This window comes from Luteimonas sp. 100069 (assembly GCF_003813845.1).
GTDB lineage: Bacteria > Pseudomonadota > Gammaproteobacteria > Xanthomonadales > Xanthomonadaceae > Luteimonas > Luteimonas chenhongjianii.
On the sequence record NZ_RPFN01000010.1, the window covers coordinates 1 to 20696 of the forward strand.

Here is a 20696-nt window from a genome sequence, read left to right on the forward strand (position 1 = left end):
TGGCGCTCTCGCGACCGGCGGCAGCGTCGACGACGCGCTGGGCGTAGTGGCCGTAGGTTGCCCCGCGCTCGCGCTCGCGTCCCCGGCCTCACCCTCACCCTCACCCGACGCGCCGAGCGCGTCGACCTCTCCCGGAGGGAGAGGTGCAGGACAGCAACAACCCGGGCGGGTCAGTGAGTACTCCCGCCGGCGGCGGCAGCGGAGAGGCGGCGCTGGCATGGAGGTGCTTGAGCGGCCCGGCGCGATGCACGCCTCGAGTTTTCCGGAGGGTCGGCGCAGAGCCGCAGCACCGTGGTCGTTCAGCCGATCACGCGCTCGAAAGGCGGCAGCGCATCGAGGATGCGCTGGCCGTAGCGGCGGCTGAGCAGGCGCGAATCGAGGATCACGACGCGGCCGGTATCGGTCGAGGTGCGGATCAGGCGCCCGGCGAACTGGGTCAAGGTGCGCAGCGCATGCGGCACGGCGATCAGGTTGAACGGGTTGTGGCCGCGGGCTTCGAGCCATTCGCCGAGCGTCGCCGTCTGCGGGTCGGTCGGTACCGCGAACGGCACCTGGGTGATCACGACCGTCGTGCAGGCCTCGCCCGGCAGGTCCAGACCTTCCCCGAACGAATTGAGCCCGAACAGCACCGAGCCCTTGCCGGCGGCGACGCGCTCGAGATGCGCGGCCACCACCTGCGACTTGTTGCCACTGCTCTGCACCTGGATGGCTGCCCGCCGCGAGCCCGGCATCAGCTCGGCGACCTTCTCCATCTTCCAGCGCGAAGTGAACAGCACCATGCTGCCCTTGGACCAGTCCAGCTCGCGCGCAAGCCATTCGGCCACCGCCTTCGGATGGCCTTCGCGGTCGTCGGGCGGCACCGGGAACTGCGGCACGATCAGCTGCGCCTGGTTGCGCAGATCGAACGGCGACGGAAGGGATGCGGTTTCGGCGTGGTCGGGCAGGCCGGTGTCGATCGCGAACGACTGGAAATCCCCGCCGCCGGTCAGTGTCGCCGAAGTCATCACCACCGAGTCGATCTCCTTCCACAGCAGCGAGCGCAACACGTGCGCCGCCGAGACGGGTGAGCAGTGCAGGGCAAGGTCGCCTTCGCGGGTGGCGGTGATCCAGCGTGCCATCGGCGGACTGCCGTCGCGGTCTTCGCGGCGCCAGCCGGCCCACAGGTCGTGCTGTTGCTCGATCATTTCCAGGGCCAGCCCCAGGCTGCGCTGCAGCTTCTCGCGCGCAGGATCCTCCTGCTTCACCCGGGCCACGGCCTGCTGCGCGGCATGCACCCAGTTGAGGAGGGCGCGGGTGTCCTCTCCCAGCTGTTCGATCGCGGGCGCCCAGTGTTCGGGCAGGCGGCCGAGCGGCGCCCGCCACATCGGGTCGCGATCGCCGGGCTCCGGTTGCCAGGTCCGGTCAACGTCGAGCTGGAAGGCCTTGAGGCCCTTCGACACCCGCGAGGCGAGTTCGATCGCCTCGCCGGGCAGCAGCGTGCCGATCTTCTCCTTGTCGACCAGGCGGTAGCTGCCGGCGATCAGGATCTGCATGCGCCCGGTGCGCTTGGCCATGTCGGCCAGGGGCAGACGCGCAGCGCCCTGGTCGATCGCCACATTGGCCACGTGGTGACCTTCGTCGAGCACCAGCAGCATCTCGCCGGGCGGCGCCAGCAGCGGCTGTCCGTTCTCGATGTCGCCCATCGCCAGCGACGACAGCAGCAGGGCATGGTTGGTCACGACGATCTGCGATTCGCGCACCGTATTGCGCGCCCTGAGCACCGGACACTGCTGGGCGAAGCTGCAGCGCCGGCCGGCGCAGCCGGACGCCGGAGTCGTGATGCGCGTGCGCAACGCCGGCGAGATCGGCTCGGGCGCGGCATCGATGTCGCCGTCCCACTGGCGGTCCGCATGCGCTTCGAGCAGCCGCCGCGCGGCGTCGATCTCGTGCGGTGCCAGCGGCCGGTCGTAGAGCTGGCGCTCGAAGTCGCCGCCTTCGTCGGGGCCGGCGCCGTCGAGCAGCATCGTGCCCTGGCTGTGTTCGGCATGCAGTTCCGCGGCGTTGCGCGTGCACAGGTAGCGGGTGCGGCCCTTGGCCAGCGCGACGCGCGCTTCCAGTCCGGTCGCGGCGAGGAACGCCGGGATGTCGCGCTCGACCAGCTGCGACTGCAAGGCCACGGTGCCGGTGCTGATGACGAGTTTCTTCTTCGTCGCCAGGGCGATCGGCACCCCGGCGGTCAGATACGCCAGCGACTTGCCGACACCGGTCGGCGCCTCGGCGACGCCGATGCCGCCTGTGGTCGCGAGTGCGCGCGAGACCAGTCCGATCATCGCGCTCTGCGAGCGGCGCGTGCTGAAGCCGGGCGTGTTCGCCTGCAGCTTCGTGTACGCGGCGCGGATGTCGGCCTTCAGCGCCTCGGTCAGCACGCGCGGCGGTGCATCGGCCGCGTCGGTGGCCGGCGAGGTGGTGTCGGGTTCGCCCATGCGCCATTGTCCCACGGCGGGTCGCGCGGACCGAGACCGGAATGCTGAACACGGTGAGATCGGCACGGCATGGGCATCCGGCCGCCTGCTAGATTGGCCACTCAAGACCGGAGCGGACCATGAGCGCGGATTCGAGGGAGTTGCAGGGTTTCGTGCGCGAGGCACTGGCGCGCGGGGCCGGTCACGATGCGGTCGCCACCACCCTGGCCAAGGCAGGCTGGCCTGCAGCGCAGGTTGGCGACGCGCTGTCGCGATACCCGGCCGTTGCATTCGGGCTACCGGTTCCCCGACCGCGGCCGACCCTGTCGGCGCGCGACGCCTTCCTGCATCTGGTGCTGTTCACGGCGCTCTATATCTCGGCGTGGCAGCTCGGCAGCCTGCTGTTCGACCTGGTGAACCTGGCCTTCCCCGACCCGAGCGATCCCGATTACCGGGGGCAGTGGCTCGGCCGGTCGATGCGGTGGTCGGCATCGTCACTGGTTATCGCGTTTCCGTTGTTCGCGTTCATGGCGCACAAACTGTCGCGCGAACTGGAGCGCGATCCGGTCAAGCGGCTGTCGCCGGTGCGCCGATGGCTGACGTACATGACCCTGTTCCTGGCCACGGCGGTGCTGGCGGGAGATCTCATCACCCTGGTCTACAACGTCCTGGGGGGCGAGCTCAGCGTCCGATTCCTGCTCAAGGTGCTGATCGCGGGCACCATCGCCGGGGCGATCTTCACGTTCTACCTTCTGGACCTGCGTCGGGAAGAGGTGTCGCCTTGAACGTGGCCCGCTTCGGGCGCGGCCTCGTGGTGGCCGGCGGACTGGTGAGCGCGGCGGCGGTCGTGGTGACGCTGATATTGATCGGCACCCCCGGCGCGCAACGCGACGCGCGCCTGGACGCCGCGCGCGTCCGTGATCTGCATGCGATCGAGCAGGCAGCGGGCGCGCATCTGCTCAGGCGAAAGACCCTGCCCGAAACCCTGGAGGCCGTGCCGGGCGTCGACCTGCGCCGGACCGATCCGGTGACCGGCGCGGCGTACGAATACCGGGTTCTCGGGCCCGATCTGCTGGAGCTGTGCGCGGTGTTCGCCACCGACAACGCCCAGCCGCTGCGCCAGATCGAACCCTGGATGCGCCGCGACTGGCCGCATACGGCCGGCCGGGTCTGTTTCGAACGCCAGATCAAGCCGTCGTCCCAGGCCGAAGCGCCGGGCTAAGCCCGAGAGGCGATCCTGCACGCGCCTCGCCGGTGTTCCATGCGCGCTCTAGGTCGTGCCGACGGTCGCGATGACATCGGATCCGGATACCCGCGCCGCCGGTTCCGGGCATCTGGCGCAGTTGCATGCGTTGCTGGAGCGGATCATCGAGACGCAGGCCGTTGGAGGGCGGGGCGTCGCCGTTGGGGCACAGGGCCGATGGGGCGTGCAGCCCCGGCCTTTGAGATTGCGCCATCGTCGCTGCGTCCCCGGTTGCGGACGACGTCCCAGGCCCGGCGATCGTCGTAGCGATCTGCATAGCGGTCGCGCAGATGTCGGCTGATGCAGCTCGAAAGCCCGCGTCCCGCGCGCGCGGCCGCACAGGCGGCATCGAAGCGGCGACTCCCGACCTCCTGACGTTGGTAGTCGTACACCGCGCCATCGACGAACTCGACCGACAGCAGATTGCCTTCGAGACGCCAGGCGCGCACGCCGCTGCCGCCATGCCGGTTGCCGTAGCGCATCCACCCGGTCACCGCGCCGGCCCTCCAAGCGGACCGAGTGCGACGCGCTGCTGCGGCTGGTGAGCCCGGGACGGCATGTCCGCAGCGTCTGCGCGCGGGTGTCGACGCGGCGTCGGCGATGGTCGGTCCGGACTCAGGCCGCGCCGTGGATCGACGCGGCGGCCAGCCCCACGCTTGCCGCAAGCTCATGCTGGCGGAAGGGTTTGTTGAGGATGGTCACCCCGGGCGCGATGTCGGCCATGTTGGTGTAGCCGGAAACGATGATGATCGCCGTGGCCGGCAGACGCTCGCGCACGGCGCGTGCCAGCTCGGCGCCGGTCATGCCCGGCATCAGATGGTCGGTCACCAGGATGGCGGGGGCGAGACCGTCGTCGAGCGCGCGCAGCGCCTCTTCGGCCGAACCGGCCTCGACGATGCGATAGCCCATGTCCTCCAGCGCATCAGCGGTGCACATGCGCACCGAATCCTCGTCATCCACCACCAGTGCGGTACCGCGCGGTTCTGCTGTGCTGTCCACTACTGTGTCCTCGGTCGGTTCGTGTGCGGCGACCCGGGATGTGCCCACGGGGAGCCAGAGTTCGACGGTGGTGCCGGCGCCGGGCGAGCTGTCGATCGACAGATACCCGCCGAGTTGCAACGCCAGTCCGTGCGCCATCGACAGGCCAAGGCCGGTGCCCTTGCCGATGCCCTTGGTCGAGAAGAACGGCTCGATGGCACGCTGGCGCGTCGCCTCGTCCATGCCATGACCGGTGTCGGACACCGCCACCACCACGTAACGTCCGTCCGCCAGCCGGCCATCGCCCGTGACCCGGGCATTGCGGGCAGCCAGCGTGAGGGTACCCCCTTCTGGCATCGCGTCGCAGGCGTTCATGCCGAGGTTGAGGATGGCCATTTCCAGCTGGCCGGGGTCGGCCACCGCAGGCAACAGACCATCGGCGGCCGCCACGACCAGCCGGATCCGCGGACTGCAGGAACTCTCCACCAGCGCGGCCATGCCCACCACGAGCGCCCCCACGTCCACGTCGGTGGTCTGCAGCGGCTGCCTGCGCGCAAACGACAGCAGCCGCTGTACCAGCGAGGTGGCGCGATCTGCGGACCGGCGTGCGACCCCGAGCATGCGCGCGCGGCGCTCCGGGCGCGCATTCGGATCGGACGCAAGGTCGAGCGCGGTGACAATGGGCATCAGCAGGTTGTTGAAATCGTGGGCGACGCCGCCGGTCAGCTGTCCCAGAGATTCGAGCTTCTGCGACTGGCGCAGGGCTTCTTCGGCATTGCGGCGCTCGGTCGTGTCGATCGCCTCTGGAACCACGGCGATGATGCGGCCGTCGTCGTGGATCGGCCGCAGCGAGAGGTCGTGGCAACGTCGGCCACCGGGCAGATCGACCTGGATTTCGTCACGCACGGTCTCGCCTGCGGCGGCGCGCACGAACATCGCCCGGATACGCGCCGGCATCCCGGGCGTGGCGGAAAACCACGGCGTCTCCCACAGCGGCAGGCCAACGACGTCGTCGAACCCGACTCCCAGCGCCTCAAGCACGGGCCGATTGGCATCGGTGACGATGCCGTCGGGTCTGCACATGCCCTGCAGCTGGTAACTGGTTTCGAACAATGTGCGCAGTTGCGCCTGGGAGCGGGCCAGCGCGTCGGCGGCGGCCTTGATGTCGGTGACGTCGCGGCCGCTGCAGTAGAAACGCCCGCCTTCCGGCGTCGCCATCCACGACAGGGTGCGGACGCCCCCGGTGCGCGTGCGAAAGCGGTTCTCGAAATGCAGCACCGGCTTGTCGGCGCGCAGGTTGTCGAGGACCGCGCGGGTGACTGCGTGATCTTCCGCGCAGACACGGTCCAGCCAGCGGCGGCCGAGCAGTTCGTCGTCGGTCCAGCCGAGCAACTGTTGCCAGGCGGGATTGATCGCTTCGATCACGCCCTCTGCGTCCATGACCGCGAGCAGGTCGGGGGTGACCTGCCAGGTCAGCGATCGCTCGCGTGCGCGTTCCAGGACCTCGCGTTCCAGATCGCGGTTGAGTGCGCGCAGCTCGGCCTCGCGCGTGCGCAGGACGAGGTCGGACATCCGGCGCGCGGTCACGTCGACGCCCTGCACGAAGATGCCGGCCCCGCCATGCTCGTCGCTGATCGGTTGGTAGACGAAGTCCAGATAGCGTTCGACAGGCTCGCCGCCCGCCGAGGCCTGGACGACGAATCTCATGCCGTCGGCGGAAAATGGGTTGCCGCTGTTGAACGCTTCGTCGAGCAAGGCCACATAGCCCTGCTGCGCGGCCTCCGGCAACGCTTCGGCTGCGGGTTTGCCGAGCACGTCGCGTCCGCCGATGAGGCGCATGTAGGCCGGGTTGGCATAGCGGAACACATGGTCGGGGCCGGTGAGCATCGCCATGAAGCTGGGCGCCTGGTCGAACATGCGCCCCAACTGGGCGACGTCGGCACGCAGCCGGCGCTCGTTCTGCACCCGTCGGGTGACATCGGTGGTGACGTTGAGGAATCCGGCGATCCCGCCGTCCTCGCCGCGTACCGGCGTATAGGAGAACGTGAAGAACGTTTCCTCCGGATAGCCGTTGCGCAGCATCGTCAGCGGCATGTCTTCCTGCATCGTGGCCGTGCCGGACATCACGCTGTCCACCAGCGGACGGATGTCCTCCCAGACATCGGACCAGATCAGCGCCAGCGGCTGGCCGAGCGCGCCGGGCTCCTTCGCGCCAAGCACCCGCATATAGGCGTCGTTGTAGAACAGCGTCAGCTCCGGACCCCAGCACAGACACATCGCGAAACGCGATTCGAGCATCAGGCCCAGTGTCGTTCGCAGTGACTGCGGCCAGTGTTCGATCGGGCCCAGCGGCGTTTGCGTCCAGTCGAACGCCGCGACGCGGGATGCCATTGCGCTGTGGATGTGCAGGAAATCGGGCGAGCCGGCAGTCGCTGGAGACGTCACGGACAACGCGCGGGGAGTGGATGACCGCGCATCCTGCCACAGCCATTCGTCGCGACGCAGTGAGCGGCTCATCCGATCCGGGCCTGGAGGGCGGCCGCATTGGGGACTGCATGGCCGCCCGCGGTGTTGTCGAACACCACCCAGGCGTCGGCCGGCCCCGCAGCGACCGCGTCGGCGATCGCATCCAGTGCCGCGGGCGGATAGTCGCTGTAGTAGATCTTCGGCGCGCCGTGCCAGCGCCAGTATGCGAATCCGGGATGCCCACCAGGGACGGCATCGTCGCCGTGGCGCGCGGGATCGGCCGCCACGCGTGCCACCTCGCGACGGCGCAGGACGGCCTCCGCACGCGGCTCCAGCCAGCTCGCATGACGTGCCTCGCAGGCCACCGGGCCCGGCCAGCGCCGACCCAGCATCGCGAAGAAGGTGCTGGCGATGCGGGCATCGAACGCCAGACTCGGCGGGAGTTGCACGAGCACGCAACCCAGCCGATCACCCAGCGCGCCGGCCGCGTCGAAGAACGTATCGAGCGCCGGTCCGCAGCCCACCAGCCGCGCCTCGTGGGTGATGGCCTTGGGCAGCTTCACCGAAAACCGGAACCCCGCCGGCACCGTGTCCGCCCAGCGCGCATAGGTCGCAGCCCGGTGCGGCTTGTAGAAGGAGGAATTGATCTCTGCCATGTCGAAGCGCGTCGCGTAGCGGGCAAGCGCGGATTCGCCGGCCTCGAACAGGTCCGCGTCACCCGCGGCGATCGACCAGCCGGCGCACCCGATCCGGATCATCCCTTGCGCGGTCCCGGATCGGGATGGAGCTGCAGCAGCCGGGCGAGACGCACCGCGTTGCGCGCGCGCATGCCGATGGTATCGGCCACCTTTGCCGGGGGCTGGTCGAGATCCCCGGAGTCCCCGCCGCCCATGGCTTCGGTGACGCGCGCGGTGGATGTGTCGACGCCATGCGCCACGATGGCGGTGAGCCCATGGTCGAGCCGCCGCCGGGTCGAGGAACGCGTGGCGGCGGGTTTGAGCGTGCGGTCGAGGCCGAATGCGGTCAGCGGCATGCAGATCTCCGTGGATACGGGCGCGACTGTCGACGCGGACGCGTCCAGCACATGTCGTTCCGGCGCGTTCATTCGATACTGGCGAATCACCCGCTGCATGCAACGCAGCACCCTCAAGGATGGTCACGACGCCTTGTGCTGCAATGCACAATAATGGTCGGTTCCGAGTCCGAGCGTCCTCATGGCGAATGCCCCGGCCCTGCCGTCCGATCGCACCCGCGCGCTGATCCTCTTCGCCCTGGCGATGGGCGGTTTCGCGATCGGCACCAGCGAGTTCGCGATGATGGGCCTGATGCCGAGTCTGGTCCGGGAGTTCGGTGTCGACGAACCGGCAGTCGGGCATCTGATCAGCAGTTACGCGGTCGGTGTGGTCGTCGGCGCGCCCCTGCTGGCGATCCTCGGTGCGCGCCTGCCGCGGCGTCGCCTGCTGCTGGCGCTGATGGGTTTCTACGCGCTGGGCAATCTCGCGACCGCGCTTGCGCCGAACTACGGCGCGATGATGGTGGCGCGTTTCGTCGCCGGTCTGCCGCACGGGGCCTACTTCGGCGTCGCGATGCTGGTCGCTGCTTCGATCAGTCCACCTGCGCAGCGCGGCGCGGCGATGAGCCGGGTGCTGCTGGGTCTGTCGATCGCAATTCTGGTCGGCAATCCGCTGGCGACATGGTTCGGCCAGCAGCTGAGCTGGCGCTGGACCTTCGCCCTGGTCGCGGTGATCGCGATGCTGACCGTCGCGCTGGTTGCGCGCCTGCTCGCCCCCGACCCGGCCGAGGCGACGCAGTCGCCGATGCGCGAGCTGCGCGCGTTCAATACCGCGCAGGTCTGGTATGCGCTGCTGATCGGCGCGATCGGCTTCGCCGGCATGTTCTGCGTTTTCAGTTACCTGGCCCCGACCCTCATCGAGGTCACGCGCGTGTCGGAGCGCTGGATTCCGATCGGTCTGGCGGCGTTCGGCGTCGGTGCGATCCTCGGCAACCTCGCCGGCGGCTGGCTGGTGGACCGACTGCAGTTCCGTGCGGTCGCCGTCGTCATGGGCTGGTCGCTGCTGGTACTGCTGCTGTTCCCGCTCGCGACCGGCGCGGTGTGGTCGATCCTGCCGGCGATCGTCGCGGTCGGCACCATGGGGGCGCTCGCGCCGGTGCTGCAGAAGCGGCTGATGGATGTTGCCGGTGACGCGCAGACCCTCGCGGCGGCGTCCAACCATGCCGCCTTCAATACCGCCAATGCGCTCGGTCCCTGGCTGGGCGGCATGGCGATCGGCGCGGGCCTGGGCTGGACAGCCACCGGCTACGTCGGGGCGGTGACGGCCGCGGCAGGCCTGGGGATCTACGTCATGGCGCGGCGCGACGAACGGCGCCAGCGCGCGAACGTGGCCGCGGCCTGCTGAAATCTCCACGGCCTGGACGCCTTCACGCCTGTTGCCCGCCGCGCTGTCGACACTGCCGTTCGATCCCCGGAGCGGAGACCAGCATGGCGGCGAAGAGCAAGGGCGCGAAAGACGCGCAGACGATCGCGAAACTGATCGAGGACATCGACATCACGATGTTCACCAGCGTGGGGCCGGGCGGTTACCTCGTCAGCCGGCCGCTCTCGACCCAGAAGGCACGCTTCGACGGCAGCCGCGTCTGGTTCTTCGTTGCTTCCGACAGTCCCAAGGTTGCCGAGATCACGCGCAACTCCAAGGTCAACCTGGCGTATGCGTCCAAGGGCCGCAATACCTACGTGTCGATGGCAGGCGATGCCTACGTCAACGACGATCCGGAGAAGATCGAGGAGTTCTGGGACGACGCGCTCAAGGCGTATTTCCCGCGCGGCATCAACGATCCCAAGCTCACCCTGATCGAGGTCGAGATGCGCACCGCCGAGTACTGGGATGGCCCGGGCTCGCTGATCGGCAAGGCCATCGCCTTTGCCGTCGCCCAAGTGACCAGGCGCAAGGAGGCGATGGGCGAGAACCGCATCGTCGACCTGCGCGGCGGGACCACGACCTCGCGTCTGCCGCCGTCGCATGCCCAAACGCGCGGCGACGACGGTGGAAAGCCGGCGACGAAGAAGATCGCCGGCCGCTCGGGCGGCGGCACGACCGCATCGTCCGGTGCCAAGCGGACGACCACGAAGAAGAGCGCCACCGGTTCACCATCGGCCAGCACCGGCGCCCGCGCGAACGCGACGCCAAAGGCATCCTCGAAGCAAGCGACGACCAAGCGCCCGGCAGCGCGCAAGCCCGCTGCCGGCAAGACTGCGCCATCGCAGCGCGGTGGGGGCGCCAAGGGCTCCGCCCGCGGGACCGCCGGCGGCTGAAGCCCGCCCGCGTGCCGCGGCTGGCCATGTCGCGGCACACTACGCATCCCCTCCAGGAATGCCGCCATGCCCACGCGCGACGACGAGTTCGATCCCGACGACAACTTCGCCCACGGCGCCACCGGTCACGATTTCGACGAGGGCGACGCCGAACACGAGGGCGACCTGGAAGTGCTGGCCTGGCAGTGGCTGCTGCGCATCAACCCCGGCGACGAGGAGGCGGCCACCCAGCAGTTCCAGGCGTACCGCGAGCTGCTCGGCGACGATGACGATGACGACGCCGAGGCGGTGCGCGATGCACTCGAGCGCGTCACCGACTGGCGCGCCAGTTTCCGCATCGACGAAACCGAACGCACCACGCTGATCGATGCGATCGAGACCCTGGCCGAACGCTTCCGCGTGGATATCGACTGGGGGGTCGAGGACCCGACCGATGCGGTCGCGCTCGCCGGCGCGTCGACCGGCGCCCTGATCGAGGCGGCCTACGACCAGTTGCGGGTGGCCGGCTACACCCTGTGGACCTGGGACACCGGTGACGACACCGTGGCCGGCGTGCTGGCCCCGCGCGACGACGACGAAGCGATGCGCGTACTCGGCAACGCGCTCGGTCTGGACCTGCGCCCCGGCGCTGGCTGAACAAGCAGCCTCGACACAGCATTTGCAACGCATCTGCTAGGTTTACTCGTGTCCGTCACCGCATGGGAGGGTGCCATGGACCCGAGAGCCGTTACCGCCGCTTGCGCCTGTGCGTTCGCACTGGCGTGGGCGATGCCTGCATCCGCTGCGGGTCCGAATACTTCGGTGGAGACCCCGACCTCCCTCGCCACCGATGACGGGATCCAGCCATGGATGTCGCCGATCGGCGCCGCCTATCCCATCCGGCACATGTCGTCGCTGCGCACCGAATACCGGCGCATCCGCGACCTGCGCCGTGAACAGATGCAGCCGGAGTACGAGCGGCGGCTGCGGATGTCCGGCGAAGCAGCGGCCGACGCGTGGCGCGAGGACACCCTGCGCGATGTCGCCAAGCGCGATCTGCGCGATCTGCGGGCACGACTGACGCGCTGAGCGCGGGCGTTCCGGGCGGCGTGTCGCGCCGAAAGCCCGGGTTTGCCCCCGGGCGTGAGCCAGCCTGCGCGAAGACCCACCCCCGTCGGCGTCGCTGGCGGGCATACGGAAGGGGGGAGAAGTTGCCGGCACGCGTGACGGCCCCGGAGCGCGACCACGTCGACATGTCCGACTTCCGCCGTGCTCAGTCCGCCCTGAGCGTTGCGCTGCCGGAGGTCGAAAACGTCGCGTCTTCGACCGCAGCCTGCGCCTGGGCCTGATCGTCGGCATCCGCATCGAGGCCCGCATCGGCGTCGTTCTCTCCCGGCGACAACGCCAGCTCGACCAGGATCGGGAAATGGTCGGAGCCGACATCGGGCAGACGCTGCATCCCCACCAGGGTGAAATGCGTGCTGTGGAACAGGTGGTCGAGCGGCCAGCGCAGACCCGGCAGGCGGGCATGGAAGGTGTTGTACATGCCGCGCCCGATGCGGGGATCGAGCAGGCCACTGAGCTTGCGGAACAGGCGCGTGGTGCGTGACCAGGCAACGTCATTGAGATCGCCAGCGACGATCACCGGCAGCGTGGATTCCTTCACCGCCCGGCCCACGATCACCAGCTCGGCATCGCGCTCCTGTGAGCCGTCCGATTCGGTCGGGCTGGGCGGGCGCGGATGCAGCGCATGCAGCGCCACGCGTCGGCCGCCGTCGAGTTCCAGCGTCACATGGATCGACGGAATGTCGTCCTCGACCAGATACCGGATCTCCGCGTCGTGCATGGGCAGACGCGTGTACAGGTGCATGCCGTAGAGATTGTCCAGCGGGCAACGCATCGCATGCGGCAGCAGGTCCCTGAGTGTGTCGAGCCGTTCCTCCCACCAGCTGTCGGTCTCCACCGCGATCAGCACGTCCGGGCGGTGCTTGCGCACCTGGGCGAGCAGCAGTTCCGCGTTGCGGTTGGTCGTGAGCACGTTGCTCGCGAGCAGGCGCAGCCGTGGCTGTGCCGAATCAGGCGCGTCCTCGACTTCGACCCGCGCCAGGCGGGTGTAGGGGAAGATCCACCACGCCTGCCACAGCATGCAGGCCACGTTGACGACGATGATCCCCACCGTCCATGCGTCTTCGACGGGGCGTAGGGCGAGTTGCAGAACGAGCACCAGCACCGACAGCAGCAGCAGCTGCAATCTCGGGAAATCGAAACAGCGGATCCACCAGGCACCGCTGCGGATCGTGGGCATCAGGGTCGCAACGGCGAGCAACGCGGTAGCGGCAGAGAAGACCAGAGTCAGCATGGGAGGCGGGTGGCAAAGAAGGCCGGCACTATCAGCCCTGGCCCGCTTCAGGGATGTGAAGTGCCCGCGCCGGCGCACTGCGGCTGGGCAGCCAACGCGTCGGCTGCGACCATGGCGCGCCCGGCACCCGCCGGTCCGCAACTGGAGCCCCTGATGTCATTCCGGCCGCGCGTGGATCCGTTCACGCTGATGCTGCTCGCGACCATCGCCCTCGCATCGTTGCTGCCGGTGCAGGGGAAAGCCGCCGCGGTCATGGACATCGTCACCAACGGGGCCATCGCCGCGCTGTTCTTTCTGCACGGCGCGCGACTGTCGCGCGCTGCGATCGTCGCCGGCGCGCGGCACTGGCGGCTGCATCTGACGATCCTCGCCTGCACGTTCGGGTTGTTTCCGTTGCTCGGGTTGCTCGGCCGGCCACTCTCGGGCTGGCTGCTGACGCCCGAGCTGTACGTGGGCATCCTGTTCCTGTGCGCGCTGCCCTCCACGGTGCAGTCGTCGATCGCATTCACCTCGATGGCCGGCGGCAACGTGTCGGCAGCCGTGTGCGCCGCCTCCCTGTCGAGCCTGGTCGGCGTCGCGCTGACGCCCCTGCTGATGGCGCTGCTGGTGGGCGGTGATGGGGCGATGGCCAATCCGCTTACGGCCATTGCCAGGATCATGCTGCTCCTGCTGCTGCCCTTCGTTGCGGGCCACCTCCTGCGCCCGTGGATCGGGAGCTGGGTCGAGCGCCATCGCCCGGTGCTGCGCTGGACCGACCAGGGCACGATCCTGCTGGTGGTCTATACCGCCTTCAGCGCCTCGGTGATCGAAGGACTGTGGCGCCAGACGCCGGTCTGGACCCTGGTCGCGGTCACCGCGGTGTGCGCTGTGCTGCTGGCGGTCGTGATGCCGCTGGTCACCTGGATCGCGCGTTGGCTGGGCTTCGACCGCGCGGACGAGATCGCCATCGTGTTCTGCGGCTCGAAGAAGAGCCTCGCCACCGGCCTGCCGATGGCCAAGCTGATGTTCGCGAGCGGTGGTCTGGGTGCGATCGTGCTGCCGGTGATGATCTATCACCAGATCCAGCTGCTCGTCTGCGCGGTGGTTGCGCAACGGTATGCGCGCCGCGCGCCTGCGCCGGGGCAGGGCGCAGGCTGAGGCCGCCGGGCCTGTCTCACCGCATCCGGCCTGTTGCGGCGTCCGGGTCAGACGCGGTGGGGGTTGCCATCATCGTCGGGTGCGTCGCCACCGTTGTCCGAGCCGCTTCCGGAGACACTTCCGGAGCTCGCCGCGGCGCCCGGGGCATTGAGTCCGGTGGCGCTACCGGTCAGCGACGGCGCGGAGGACGTATGTTCGCTCGGGGATCGTGGGACGTTGGTGTCCGGCGCATGTGCGCCCGGCGTACCGGTGTGCAGAGAATCGTCGTGCGGGGCGTCGTGCTGCCCCGTTCGGTCCGCGCGCTGCACGCGCAGGTGGTTTTCGATATCGCGCACGCCTGCACAGCGCTCGACGAGATCTTCGACGCGGTGCTTCATCGCACGACCGGGGACATGACCTTCGAGGCTCACGACGCCGTTGCGGACCTGCACCGAAATCTCGCGGGCATCGATCGCGTCGTCATACAGCAGCCGCTCGCAGATGTCCTCGGTGATCCGCGCATCCGAGCGCACATATCCCTTTGGGCCGACCCCCCGCCAGCCGCCCGCCGCGTTGCCATGGCGAGCGGCATCGGTGTGCCGGCCGTGACCGCCATGGCGGCCCGAGCCCTGGCCCGGCCGCGCGCGATGCCCCCAGTCCGAGAGATGGTCATCGCTTCCGCGCAGCCGCTCCGACCCGTAGGCCCCGTACCCATCGCCACCCGCCGAATGGGGCTCCCTCGGCTGCCACCGTTGCTCCTGGCGCCACGGTCCAGCGCCCGGCTCCGGGGCGCTGCCACGTGGTGGCTCGTCCCAGAACGCGTGCCCATGGCCGGTGCCGTGGTCGTCATCGTGCTCATGCATGCCGGAGCGGGAGGCGCCCCCGCCCGACCAGGCGCCTCGGTCGGGGCCGTGATCGCCTCGTCCACGGCGATGGGGGTCGTATTCCCGGCCGGGACGTGAGCGACCGCCGTCCTGCTCGCGCGCCCGCCGCTGCGACGTCGAATCGTCGAGCCGGGCATCGAGCCAGCGCTTGCCGGCTTCGATGTAGCGGGCGCCGGTTGCGATCAGTTCTTCGCCGAAGGCCTTCATTTCCGACACGCCGGTGTCGTCGTCCTGTTTGCGATGTCCCATGGGATCTCCTGTTTCGTCGGGCAGGACGCTGGCGGGCGCTGCGCCACCCGGCGTCTGCCGTGGTGCTCCCGGCAGCGCGTATCACTGCCGGTGGGCAGACGACCGTGCGCGCGCGCGCGTTGCGTGGGCGTCAAATCCGTAGAGGACTCGCCGCGGCGCGAGCCAATCGCCGCGCCGTTCATGCCCGCTTCGCACGCCGAGATACCCGCGTCTCAGCGGTTCAACGCGTCCATGCCGGCTTCCGGATAGCGGGTTCCGGCCGCCGCATCCGGCGGAAAGATCGCATCGATCCGGGCCATGTCGTCCTCGGTCAGATGGATCTCCAGCGCAGCAATGTTCTCGTCGAGGAAGCCGATGCGCTTTGTGCCCGGAATCGGGACGATGTCCTCGCCCTGCGCGAGCACCCATGCCAGCGCCAGCTGCCCTGGTGTCACGCCGTAGTCCTGGGCGATCGCCTGGACCGATTCCACCAGCGCGAGGTTGCGGTCGAAGTTCTCTCCCTGGAAGCGCGGCGAGCGGCGGCGGTAATCGTCCTCGTCGAAATCCTCGACGGTGCGGATGGTGCCGGTCAGAAAGCCCCGGCCCAGCGGCGAATAGGGCACGAAACCGATGCCGAGCTCGCGGCAGGCGGCCAGCGTGCCGGTGGTCTCGGGATCGCGCGACCACAGCGAATACTCGCTCTGCAGCGCCGTGATCGCATGCACTTTCGCCGCGCGGCGCAGCGTGTCGGCCGATGCTTCCGACAGGCCCAGGTACCGGACCTTGCCCTGCTCGACCAGGCGCGCCATCGCGCCGACCGTGTCCTCGATGGGCACCTGCGGATCCACGCGGTGCTGGTAGTAGAGGTCAATGGTCTCGATGCCCAGGCGCTTGAGGCTGGCCTCGCAGGCCTGCTGCACGTATTGGGGCCGGCCGTCGATGCCACGCGCCTGCGGATTGTCCGGATCGAGGCGGATGCCGAACTTGGTGGCGACGAAGGAATCGTCGCGGCGGCCGGCGATCGCGCGGCCGACCAGCGTCTCGTTGGTGTGCGGGCCGTACATGTCGGCGGTATCGAGCAGGGTGATGCCCTGGTCGAGCGCATGGTGGATCACGGCGATCGACTCGGCATCGCTGCCACGGCCGCCGTAGAACGCGCTCATGCCCATGCAGCCCAGGCCGATCGCCGATACGGTGGGGCCGCCAGGGCCGAGGGTGCGGGTCTTCATCGCGGTGCTCCGTGTTGAGTGCAAGGGCTCACTGTGCAGGTCTCGCCGGCACGTCGGCGTCGAGATCGCCGGAGCTGAGTGTTTCCGCCCCTGGCGAGCGTGTGTCCGCATGCTGCACCGGCGCGGCCGCATGCTTTGTTGCGTCACGGGCATCGCCATCGGTGACCTCGTTGCGCATGCGCGGCAGGGCCTCGGGCAGGTGCGCATTGATGAAGGCCAGCATGCCCTCGCGCACCGCGCAGCGCAGATCGAACAGTTCCCCGGAATTGCGCGCGCTGACCAGCAGGCGCACCTCGATGGTGTGCTTGTCGGTCTCGGTGACCTGGGTCACGCAGACGCGCCCGTCCCAGCGCGGATCGGCTTCGCAGATGCGCTGCAGTTCCTCCCGGATCGCCGGGATCGGCGCGCGATGGTCGAGCCACAGGAACGCCGTGCCCAGCAGCTGCGCGCTGGTGCGCGTCCAGTTCTGGAAGGGGTTTGAAATGAACCATTGCAGCGGCACGACCAGGCGACGCTCGTCCCAGACCCGGACGATCACGTAGGTCGATGTGATCTCCTCGATGCGTCCCCATTCGCCCTCGACGATCACCACATCGTCGAGACGGATCGGCTGTGCCAGCGCGATCTGCAGGCCGGCGATCAGGTTGCCGAACACCGGCTGCGCCGCGACACCTGCGATCAGGCCGATGATGCCGGCCGATGCCAGCAGGCCCGTGCCCACCTGGCGTACCTGGGGGAATGTCATCAGCGCCAGCGAAACGCCGACCAGCACGATGCCGGCCTGCACCACGCGGCTGATCACCCGGGTCTGGGTCTGGATGCGCCGGGCCGCGAGATTGTCTTCGACGTCGATCGGGTGATCGCGCAGGATGCGCGCCTCGACCGCACCGACAGATCGCGCCAGCAACCAGGTGACGCACAGCATGGCGCCGATCCCGATCCAGTGGCGCAGCTGGCCAAGCAGTTCCGGGTCGAGCGGTGTGGCGTTGAGCGCCAGGGACAGGAACAGCAGGGGCAATGCGACTGCGGCAGGCAAGGCGACGACCTGTGCGATCCGCGCGCGCATCTGTTCGGAGGCGCGGCGGCGGGCAGCGCGTGCAAGCCGGCGCAGGTACCAGTGCACGATGATGCCGAGGGTCAGGGCGGCCAGCAGCGGCCATGCGATCGTGGCCAGATGCATCCAGTCGGTGCGCATCGCGCCTCCAGTGCGTCATCGGGCGTGCCATGCTGCGGCGCGGCAGGTTGATGGGTCGTCAAGGTGCCCGCGAGGCGCGCGAGACCGCATCACCGCTGCGGCTCGCGACGCACCTTGGGACGCGCGTCAGCGCAGCCAGGCCGCGACGAATGCCAGCAGCACCAGGACGATGGCGGCGCCGATACCGGCGCGTCGCAGATGGCGGTGCATCATCGGATTGGGCCTTTTCGGGTCACACGAGATTGAAGCGTTCGGAGTACAGCCGGTCGGACGGCACGCCGCGCGCGATCAGCTCCGGCTCGACCGCATTCGCCAGCGCCTCCGGCCCACAGACATAGACCGGCAGTTGCGGCAAGTCGCGGGGCAGGCGGCGGTCGAGCAGATCGCCGTCGATGTGGCCGGTTTCGCCGGTCCAGCCGTCGGGAGGCGCCTCGAGCACATGGATCACGGTCAGCGGCAATGCCTGCGCCAGTGCTTCGAGCTCGTCACGGAACAGCACGTCGTCCCAGCCCGGGTTGCCGTAGAGCAGCCATAGCGGCGCGCACGCCCGGCGGTCGCGTGCGGTCCGCAGCATGCTCATGATCGGGGTGATGCCCACGCCGCCGGCAATGAACACCGCGCCGTGCGGGCATCGCGAAGGCAGGTAGGCGAATTCACCGTAGGGGCCTTCGACGAACGCGTGCATGCCCGGTGTCAGCGCGCCGACGCGGCCGGTGAAGTCGCCGAGCGGCTTGATGGTGAATTCCAGCGTCCGGTCGTCGGCGCTGGAACTGATCGAGAACGGGTGCTGCTGCAATCGCCAGGGCGTCTCGCCGATCGTGATCCAGGCGTACTGGCCGGGGCGGAACGCGAGGCCGCGGTGGCCGGACGGCAGCAGGCGCAGGACGTGGCTGCCGTCACGCGCGGTCCGCACCGACTGCACCGTCCACGGGCGACGCGCCAGCCGGCGCGGGCGCAGCACGCGGTTCTCCAGCACCGCGTAGAGCGACGCGCCGACGACCACGGCCAGCGCGGCCTTCTTCCACATCGGCGCGGTGTAGTGACCGACCATCAGCGCATGGCCCAGGCCGATCGCCACCACCAGCAGCGCGAGCGCGCCATGCAGGGCACGCCAGTGTTCGTACTGCAGGCCGAACGACAGGCGCCACAGTGATGTGGCGGTGAGCCAGGTGGCCGTCAGCAACGCGCACCACAGTGAGGACGCACGCAGCCAGTCCTCACGTGGATCGAGGTAGTCGAGGAAGCGCGTATCGCCGAGGAACATCGTCAGCGGATGCGCCAGCACCAGGCCCCAGCCGAGCAGGCCGGTCTGGCGATGGAACTGCAGCACGTCGTCCTGGCCGAGTCCACGCGCGAACCAGCGTTGTCGTCCGGAGGTCAGCGCCTGCGCGGCGAGTACGCCCAGTCCGAGCAGACCGAGCATGGCGCCGGTCTCGACGATCCGTCCGCGAACGGCCGGCGCATCTCCGGCCAGCGCGATCGCCATCGGCAGCAGCGCAGCCGCCATCCACGCCAGCAGCCACAGCGCGAGCCGCCGCCAGCGGGTGTTCATGCCACGCGAGCGCCGGGGTCGCGGCGCAGCTCGCGGGTGAGCGCGACGACGAGCAGCAGGCCCACGACCAGATAGGGCACGCCGCCCGGCACCCACATCAGCAGGCCGGCCAGCTGCTGGTCGCGCAGCGCGTCGACGCCGGCCAGCAGGGCGCGGTCGGTATAGGCCGGATAGAGCAGTCGCGGCGAGAACGTCAGCAGCGCGCCGAGGAAGCCCATGCACATCATCGCGGTCACCAGCGCCACGCAGGCACCGGCCGCGCCGCCATCGTGCGCGCGCAGTCGCCGCAGGACCGCGCTCCAGAACCACAGGCCGGCGAGCAGCACGCTGGCGAGCATGCCGCGGTGCACGCTTTCGCTCGCGAGCGAGACGGCGATCATGCCGGGCATGTGCCACAGCCACATCGTCGCGATGTGGACCAGCGTGGCCAGGCCGAGTGCGGAGGTCGCGGCGACGGCCAGTGGCGCCAGCAACCGCCCACTGGCAGCAGCGGCGGCGCGAGGCAGCGTGGAAGCGACGGTCGCGAACGGACGCGCGGCCAGCAGCAGGGGCGGGGCCAGCGCCAGCAGGACCATGTGCTGGGCGACGTGCGCAGATGCGAGGTAGCCCGCGTACGCATCGAGCGGCCAGACCAGCGCGAGCGCCAGCGCGAGCATGGCGAACGCGAACGCAAGTGCTTCGCGCAGCGGGGTTCCGCCGTGCGCGCGCTGCCGCATCCACCCCGTCGCATATGCCGCTGCGAGCACCGCCAGCGGCAGCAGCGTCCAGGCAGACAGCGTCCACGCCTGCGACAACGACGGCGGCGGACCGTCTGCCGGCGCTGCCCACAGATGCGGCGCAGCCAGCAGCAGAACAGAAGCGGTCGATGCGATGAAGGAAATAGGCACACGCGACATGCGCCCGACGGTAGCAGCCCGCTGTCGCAGTCCACGTCGAGGGCACGCCGTATTGATGCGGGGCACCGTACCCTTCAGGCATCGATTCCGCGTGGAGCGCCGGTGTACTTCTGGCTCAAGATCCTGCACATCCTGGCAATGACGATCTGGTTTTCCGGTCTGTTCTTCCTGCCGCGGCTGTTCGTCGCGCGGCATCGCCACGAGATCGACGCGGATCCCGAATACTGGAATCCGGTCACCAACATGCTGTTCTTCCGGATCATGACGCCGGCGGCGCTGGCGACCATCACCGTGGGCGGCATCCTGTTCGCGTGGAATCCCGCGGGCGCGTGGCTGGTGCTCAAGCTGGTCGTCGTTGCCGGCGCGGTGCTGCTGCATCTGTACTTCGGCCTGCTGCTCTACGAGCTGGGGCACGACCGCGACCACCACGGGCCGACGTTCTATCGGGCGATCGGATGGGTGCCGCTGGTCTTCCTGCTGCTCATTGCCGGATTGACCGGCGCCAAGCCGCTGACGCTGGGGAATCTTCCGGCGCCGCCGATGGGACCGGTCGAGGCCGAGGAGATCGTGCCCGGACTGGAGGAGGGCGAGGGCCTGCCGCGGCTGGAGTTGCCGGAGTCCTGATCGCCCTGGCGGTGCTGCGCGTAGTTCGAGCGTTTCGCGCGCTGCCGCGCCGCGCTCATAGCGCAACCGCAGCGATGAAGGGCGGGTGCTGGCAGCGTTAACTGCGCGACCTCCGATGGATCACGCCGCTTCGCCCGCTGGCTCGCCGTCGGCCATCGGCGCTGCCCTCACCAGA

At 69.3% G+C, this 20696-nt stretch carries 18 protein-coding genes and 1 pseudogene; 8 read left to right on the plus strand and 11 right to left on the minus strand.

Annotation, left to right across the window (positions count from 1 at the left end):
• Positions 1-299 precede the first annotated feature (299 nt).
• On the minus strand, positions 300-2462 hold the full coding sequence (dinG, locus tag EGK76_RS14885) for an ATP-dependent DNA helicase DinG (RefSeq protein WP_123833140.1): 2163 nt from the start codon (positions 2460-2462) through the stop codon (positions 300-302).
• Positions 2463-2581: 119 nt separating this feature from the next.
• Between dinG and EGK76_RS14890 the strand changes: the two genes are divergently transcribed.
• Positions 2582-3226, plus strand: a complete 645-nt coding sequence (locus tag EGK76_RS14890) for a DUF5671 domain-containing protein (RefSeq protein WP_123833141.1) — start codon at positions 2582-2584, stop codon at positions 3224-3226.
• Entirely contained in the window at positions 3223-3663 is a 441-nt protein-coding gene (locus tag EGK76_RS14895) for a hypothetical protein (protein ID WP_123833142.1), read from the plus strand. The genes EGK76_RS14890 and EGK76_RS14895 overlap by 4 nt, the downstream gene beginning before the upstream one ends.
• A gap of 143 nt (positions 3664-3806) precedes the next feature.
• On the opposite strand, the gene EGK76_RS14900 is transcribed toward EGK76_RS14895, so the two are convergent.
• From EGK76_RS14900 to EGK76_RS14915, 4 genes are all read right to left on the minus strand, one after another.
• A complete protein-coding gene (locus EGK76_RS14900; RefSeq protein WP_123833143.1) occupies positions 3807-4178 on the minus strand; it encodes a hypothetical protein in 372 nt (123 codons plus the stop codon).
• Positions 4179-4299: 121 nt separating this feature from the next.
• The gene (locus EGK76_RS14905; protein ID WP_158613517.1) at positions 4300-7053 is read right to left on the minus strand and encodes a PAS domain-containing protein; all 2754 of its coding nucleotides are present in this window, start codon (positions 7051-7053) and stop codon (positions 4300-4302) included.
• Between the two features lie 122 nt (positions 7054-7175).
• Positions 7176-7886 (minus strand): DUF72 domain-containing protein, encoded by a 711-nt coding sequence (locus EGK76_RS14910; protein ID WP_123833145.1) that lies wholly within the window; start codon positions 7884-7886, stop codon positions 7176-7178.
• A complete protein-coding gene (locus EGK76_RS14915) occupies positions 7883-8161 on the minus strand; it encodes a hypothetical protein (protein ID WP_123833146.1) in 279 nt (92 codons plus the stop codon). Before EGK76_RS14915 ends, EGK76_RS14910 begins: the two co-directional genes overlap by 4 nt.
• A 181-nt stretch (positions 8162-8342) precedes the next feature.
• Between EGK76_RS14915 and EGK76_RS14920 the strand changes: the two genes are divergently transcribed.
• From EGK76_RS14920 to EGK76_RS14935, 4 genes and pseudogenes are all read left to right on the plus strand, one after another.
• Positions 8343-9545, plus strand: coding sequence for an MFS transporter (locus EGK76_RS14920; protein ID WP_123833147.1), 1203 nt, complete (start codon positions 8343-8345; stop codon positions 9543-9545).
• Between the two features lie 83 nt (positions 9546-9628).
• Positions 9629-10132: pseudogene (locus EGK76_RS15700) on the plus strand (pyridoxamine 5'-phosphate oxidase family protein); the annotation flags it as partial.
• 393 nt (positions 10133-10525) lie between these two features.
• Positions 10526-11095: a hypothetical protein gene (locus tag EGK76_RS15450; protein WP_158613518.1), complete on the plus strand. Its 570-nt coding sequence runs from the start codon at positions 10526-10528 to the stop codon at positions 11093-11095.
• A gap of 165 nt (positions 11096-11260) precedes the next feature.
• Positions 11261-11527, plus strand: coding sequence for a hypothetical protein (locus EGK76_RS14935; RefSeq protein ID WP_096296599.1), 267 nt, complete (start codon positions 11261-11263; stop codon positions 11525-11527).
• 184 nt (positions 11528-11711) lie between these two features.
• Here EGK76_RS14935 and EGK76_RS14940 read toward each other — a convergent pair whose 3' ends face one another.
• Positions 11712-12797 (minus strand): endonuclease/exonuclease/phosphatase family protein, encoded by a 1086-nt coding sequence (locus tag EGK76_RS14940; RefSeq protein WP_199730931.1) that lies wholly within the window; start codon positions 12795-12797, stop codon positions 11712-11714.
• A 111-nt stretch (positions 12798-12908) separates the two neighbouring features.
• Here EGK76_RS14940 and EGK76_RS14945 point away from each other — a divergent pair, with 111 nt between their 5' ends.
• On the plus strand, positions 12909-13934 hold the full coding sequence (locus tag EGK76_RS14945; RefSeq protein ID WP_123833149.1) for a bile acid:sodium symporter family protein: 1026 nt from the start codon (positions 12909-12911) through the stop codon (positions 13932-13934).
• Positions 13935-13981: 47 nt separating this feature from the next.
• Here the strand turns inward: EGK76_RS14945 and EGK76_RS14950 are convergent, their stop codons facing one another.
• From EGK76_RS14950 to EGK76_RS14970, 5 genes are all read right to left on the minus strand, one after another.
• Positions 13982-15046 carry a BON domain-containing protein gene (locus EGK76_RS14950; protein ID WP_123833150.1) on the minus strand — a complete coding sequence of 355 codons (1065 nt, stop codon included), beginning with the start codon at positions 15044-15046 and terminating at the stop codon, positions 13982-13984.
• A gap of 212 nt (positions 15047-15258) precedes the next feature.
• Positions 15259-16254 (minus strand): aldo/keto reductase, encoded by a 996-nt coding sequence (locus EGK76_RS14955; RefSeq protein ID WP_123833151.1) that lies wholly within the window; start codon positions 16252-16254, stop codon positions 15259-15261.
• Positions 16255-16282: 28 nt separating this feature from the next.
• The gene (locus EGK76_RS14960; protein ID WP_123833152.1) at positions 16283-17449 is read right to left on the minus strand and encodes a mechanosensitive ion channel family protein; all 1167 of its coding nucleotides are present in this window, start codon (positions 17447-17449) and stop codon (positions 16283-16285) included.
• 232 nt (positions 17450-17681) lie between these two features.
• A complete protein-coding gene (locus EGK76_RS14965) occupies positions 17682-19001 on the minus strand; it encodes a ferredoxin reductase family protein (RefSeq protein WP_123833153.1) in 1320 nt (439 codons plus the stop codon).
• Entirely contained in the window at positions 18998-19897 is a 900-nt protein-coding gene (locus EGK76_RS14970; protein WP_233580331.1) for a cytochrome c oxidase assembly protein, read from the minus strand. The genes EGK76_RS14965 and EGK76_RS14970 overlap by 4 nt, the downstream gene beginning before the upstream one ends.
• A 102-nt stretch (positions 19898-19999) precedes the next feature.
• Between EGK76_RS14970 and EGK76_RS14975 the strand changes: the two genes are divergently transcribed.
• Positions 20000-20521 carry a CopD family protein gene (locus EGK76_RS14975; RefSeq protein ID WP_233580332.1) on the plus strand — a complete coding sequence of 174 codons (522 nt, stop codon included), beginning with the start codon at positions 20000-20002 and terminating at the stop codon, positions 20519-20521.
• Positions 20522-20696 lie beyond the last annotated feature (175 nt).

Bases quoted from the DNA above. Each gene is read 5' to 3' on its own strand.
- EGK76_RS14960 (WP_123833152.1), bottom strand. From the start codon at position 17,449: ATGCGCACCGACTGGATGCATCTGGCCACGATCGCATGGCCGCTGCTG.
- EGK76_RS14950 (WP_123833150.1), bottom strand. From the start codon at position 15,046: ATGGGACATCGCAAACAGGACGACGACACCGGCGTGTCGGAAATGAAG.
- EGK76_RS14965 (WP_123833153.1), bottom strand. From the start codon at position 19,001: ATGAACACCCGCTGGCGGCGGCTCGCGCTGTGGCTGCTGGCGTGGATG.
- EGK76_RS14920 (WP_123833147.1), top strand. From the start codon at position 8,343: ATGGCGAATGCCCCGGCCCTGCCGTCCGATCGCACCCGCGCGCTGATC.
- EGK76_RS14940 (WP_199730931.1), bottom strand. From the start codon at position 12,797: ATGCTGACTCTGGTCTTCTCTGCCGCTACCGCGTTGCTCGCCGTTGCG.
- EGK76_RS14970 (WP_233580331.1), bottom strand. From the start codon at position 19,897: ATGTCGCGTGTGCCTATTTCCTTCATCGCATCGACCGCTTCTGTTCTG.
- dinG (WP_123833140.1), bottom strand. From the start codon at position 2,462: ATGGGCGAACCCGACACCACCTCGCCGGCCACCGACGCGGCCGATGCA.
- EGK76_RS14890 (WP_123833141.1), top strand. From the start codon at position 2,582: ATGAGCGCGGATTCGAGGGAGTTGCAGGGTTTCGTGCGCGAGGCACTG.
- EGK76_RS14910 (WP_123833145.1), bottom strand. From the start codon at position 7,886: ATGATCCGGATCGGGTGCGCCGGCTGGTCGATCGCCGCGGGTGACGCG.
- EGK76_RS14905 (WP_158613517.1), bottom strand. From the start codon at position 7,053: ATGGCATCCCGCGTCGCGGCGTTCGACTGGACGCAAACGCCGCTGGGC.
- EGK76_RS14915 (WP_123833146.1), bottom strand. From the start codon at position 8,161: ATGCCGCTGACCGCATTCGGCCTCGACCGCACGCTCAAACCCGCCGCC.
- EGK76_RS14945 (WP_123833149.1), top strand. From the start codon at position 12,909: ATGGCGCGCCCGGCACCCGCCGGTCCGCAACTGGAGCCCCTGATGTCA.
- EGK76_RS14955 (WP_123833151.1), bottom strand. From the start codon at position 16,254: ATGAAGACCCGCACCCTCGGCCCTGGCGGCCCCACCGTATCGGCGATC.
- EGK76_RS15450 (WP_158613518.1), top strand. From the start codon at position 10,526: ATGCCCACGCGCGACGACGAGTTCGATCCCGACGACAACTTCGCCCAC.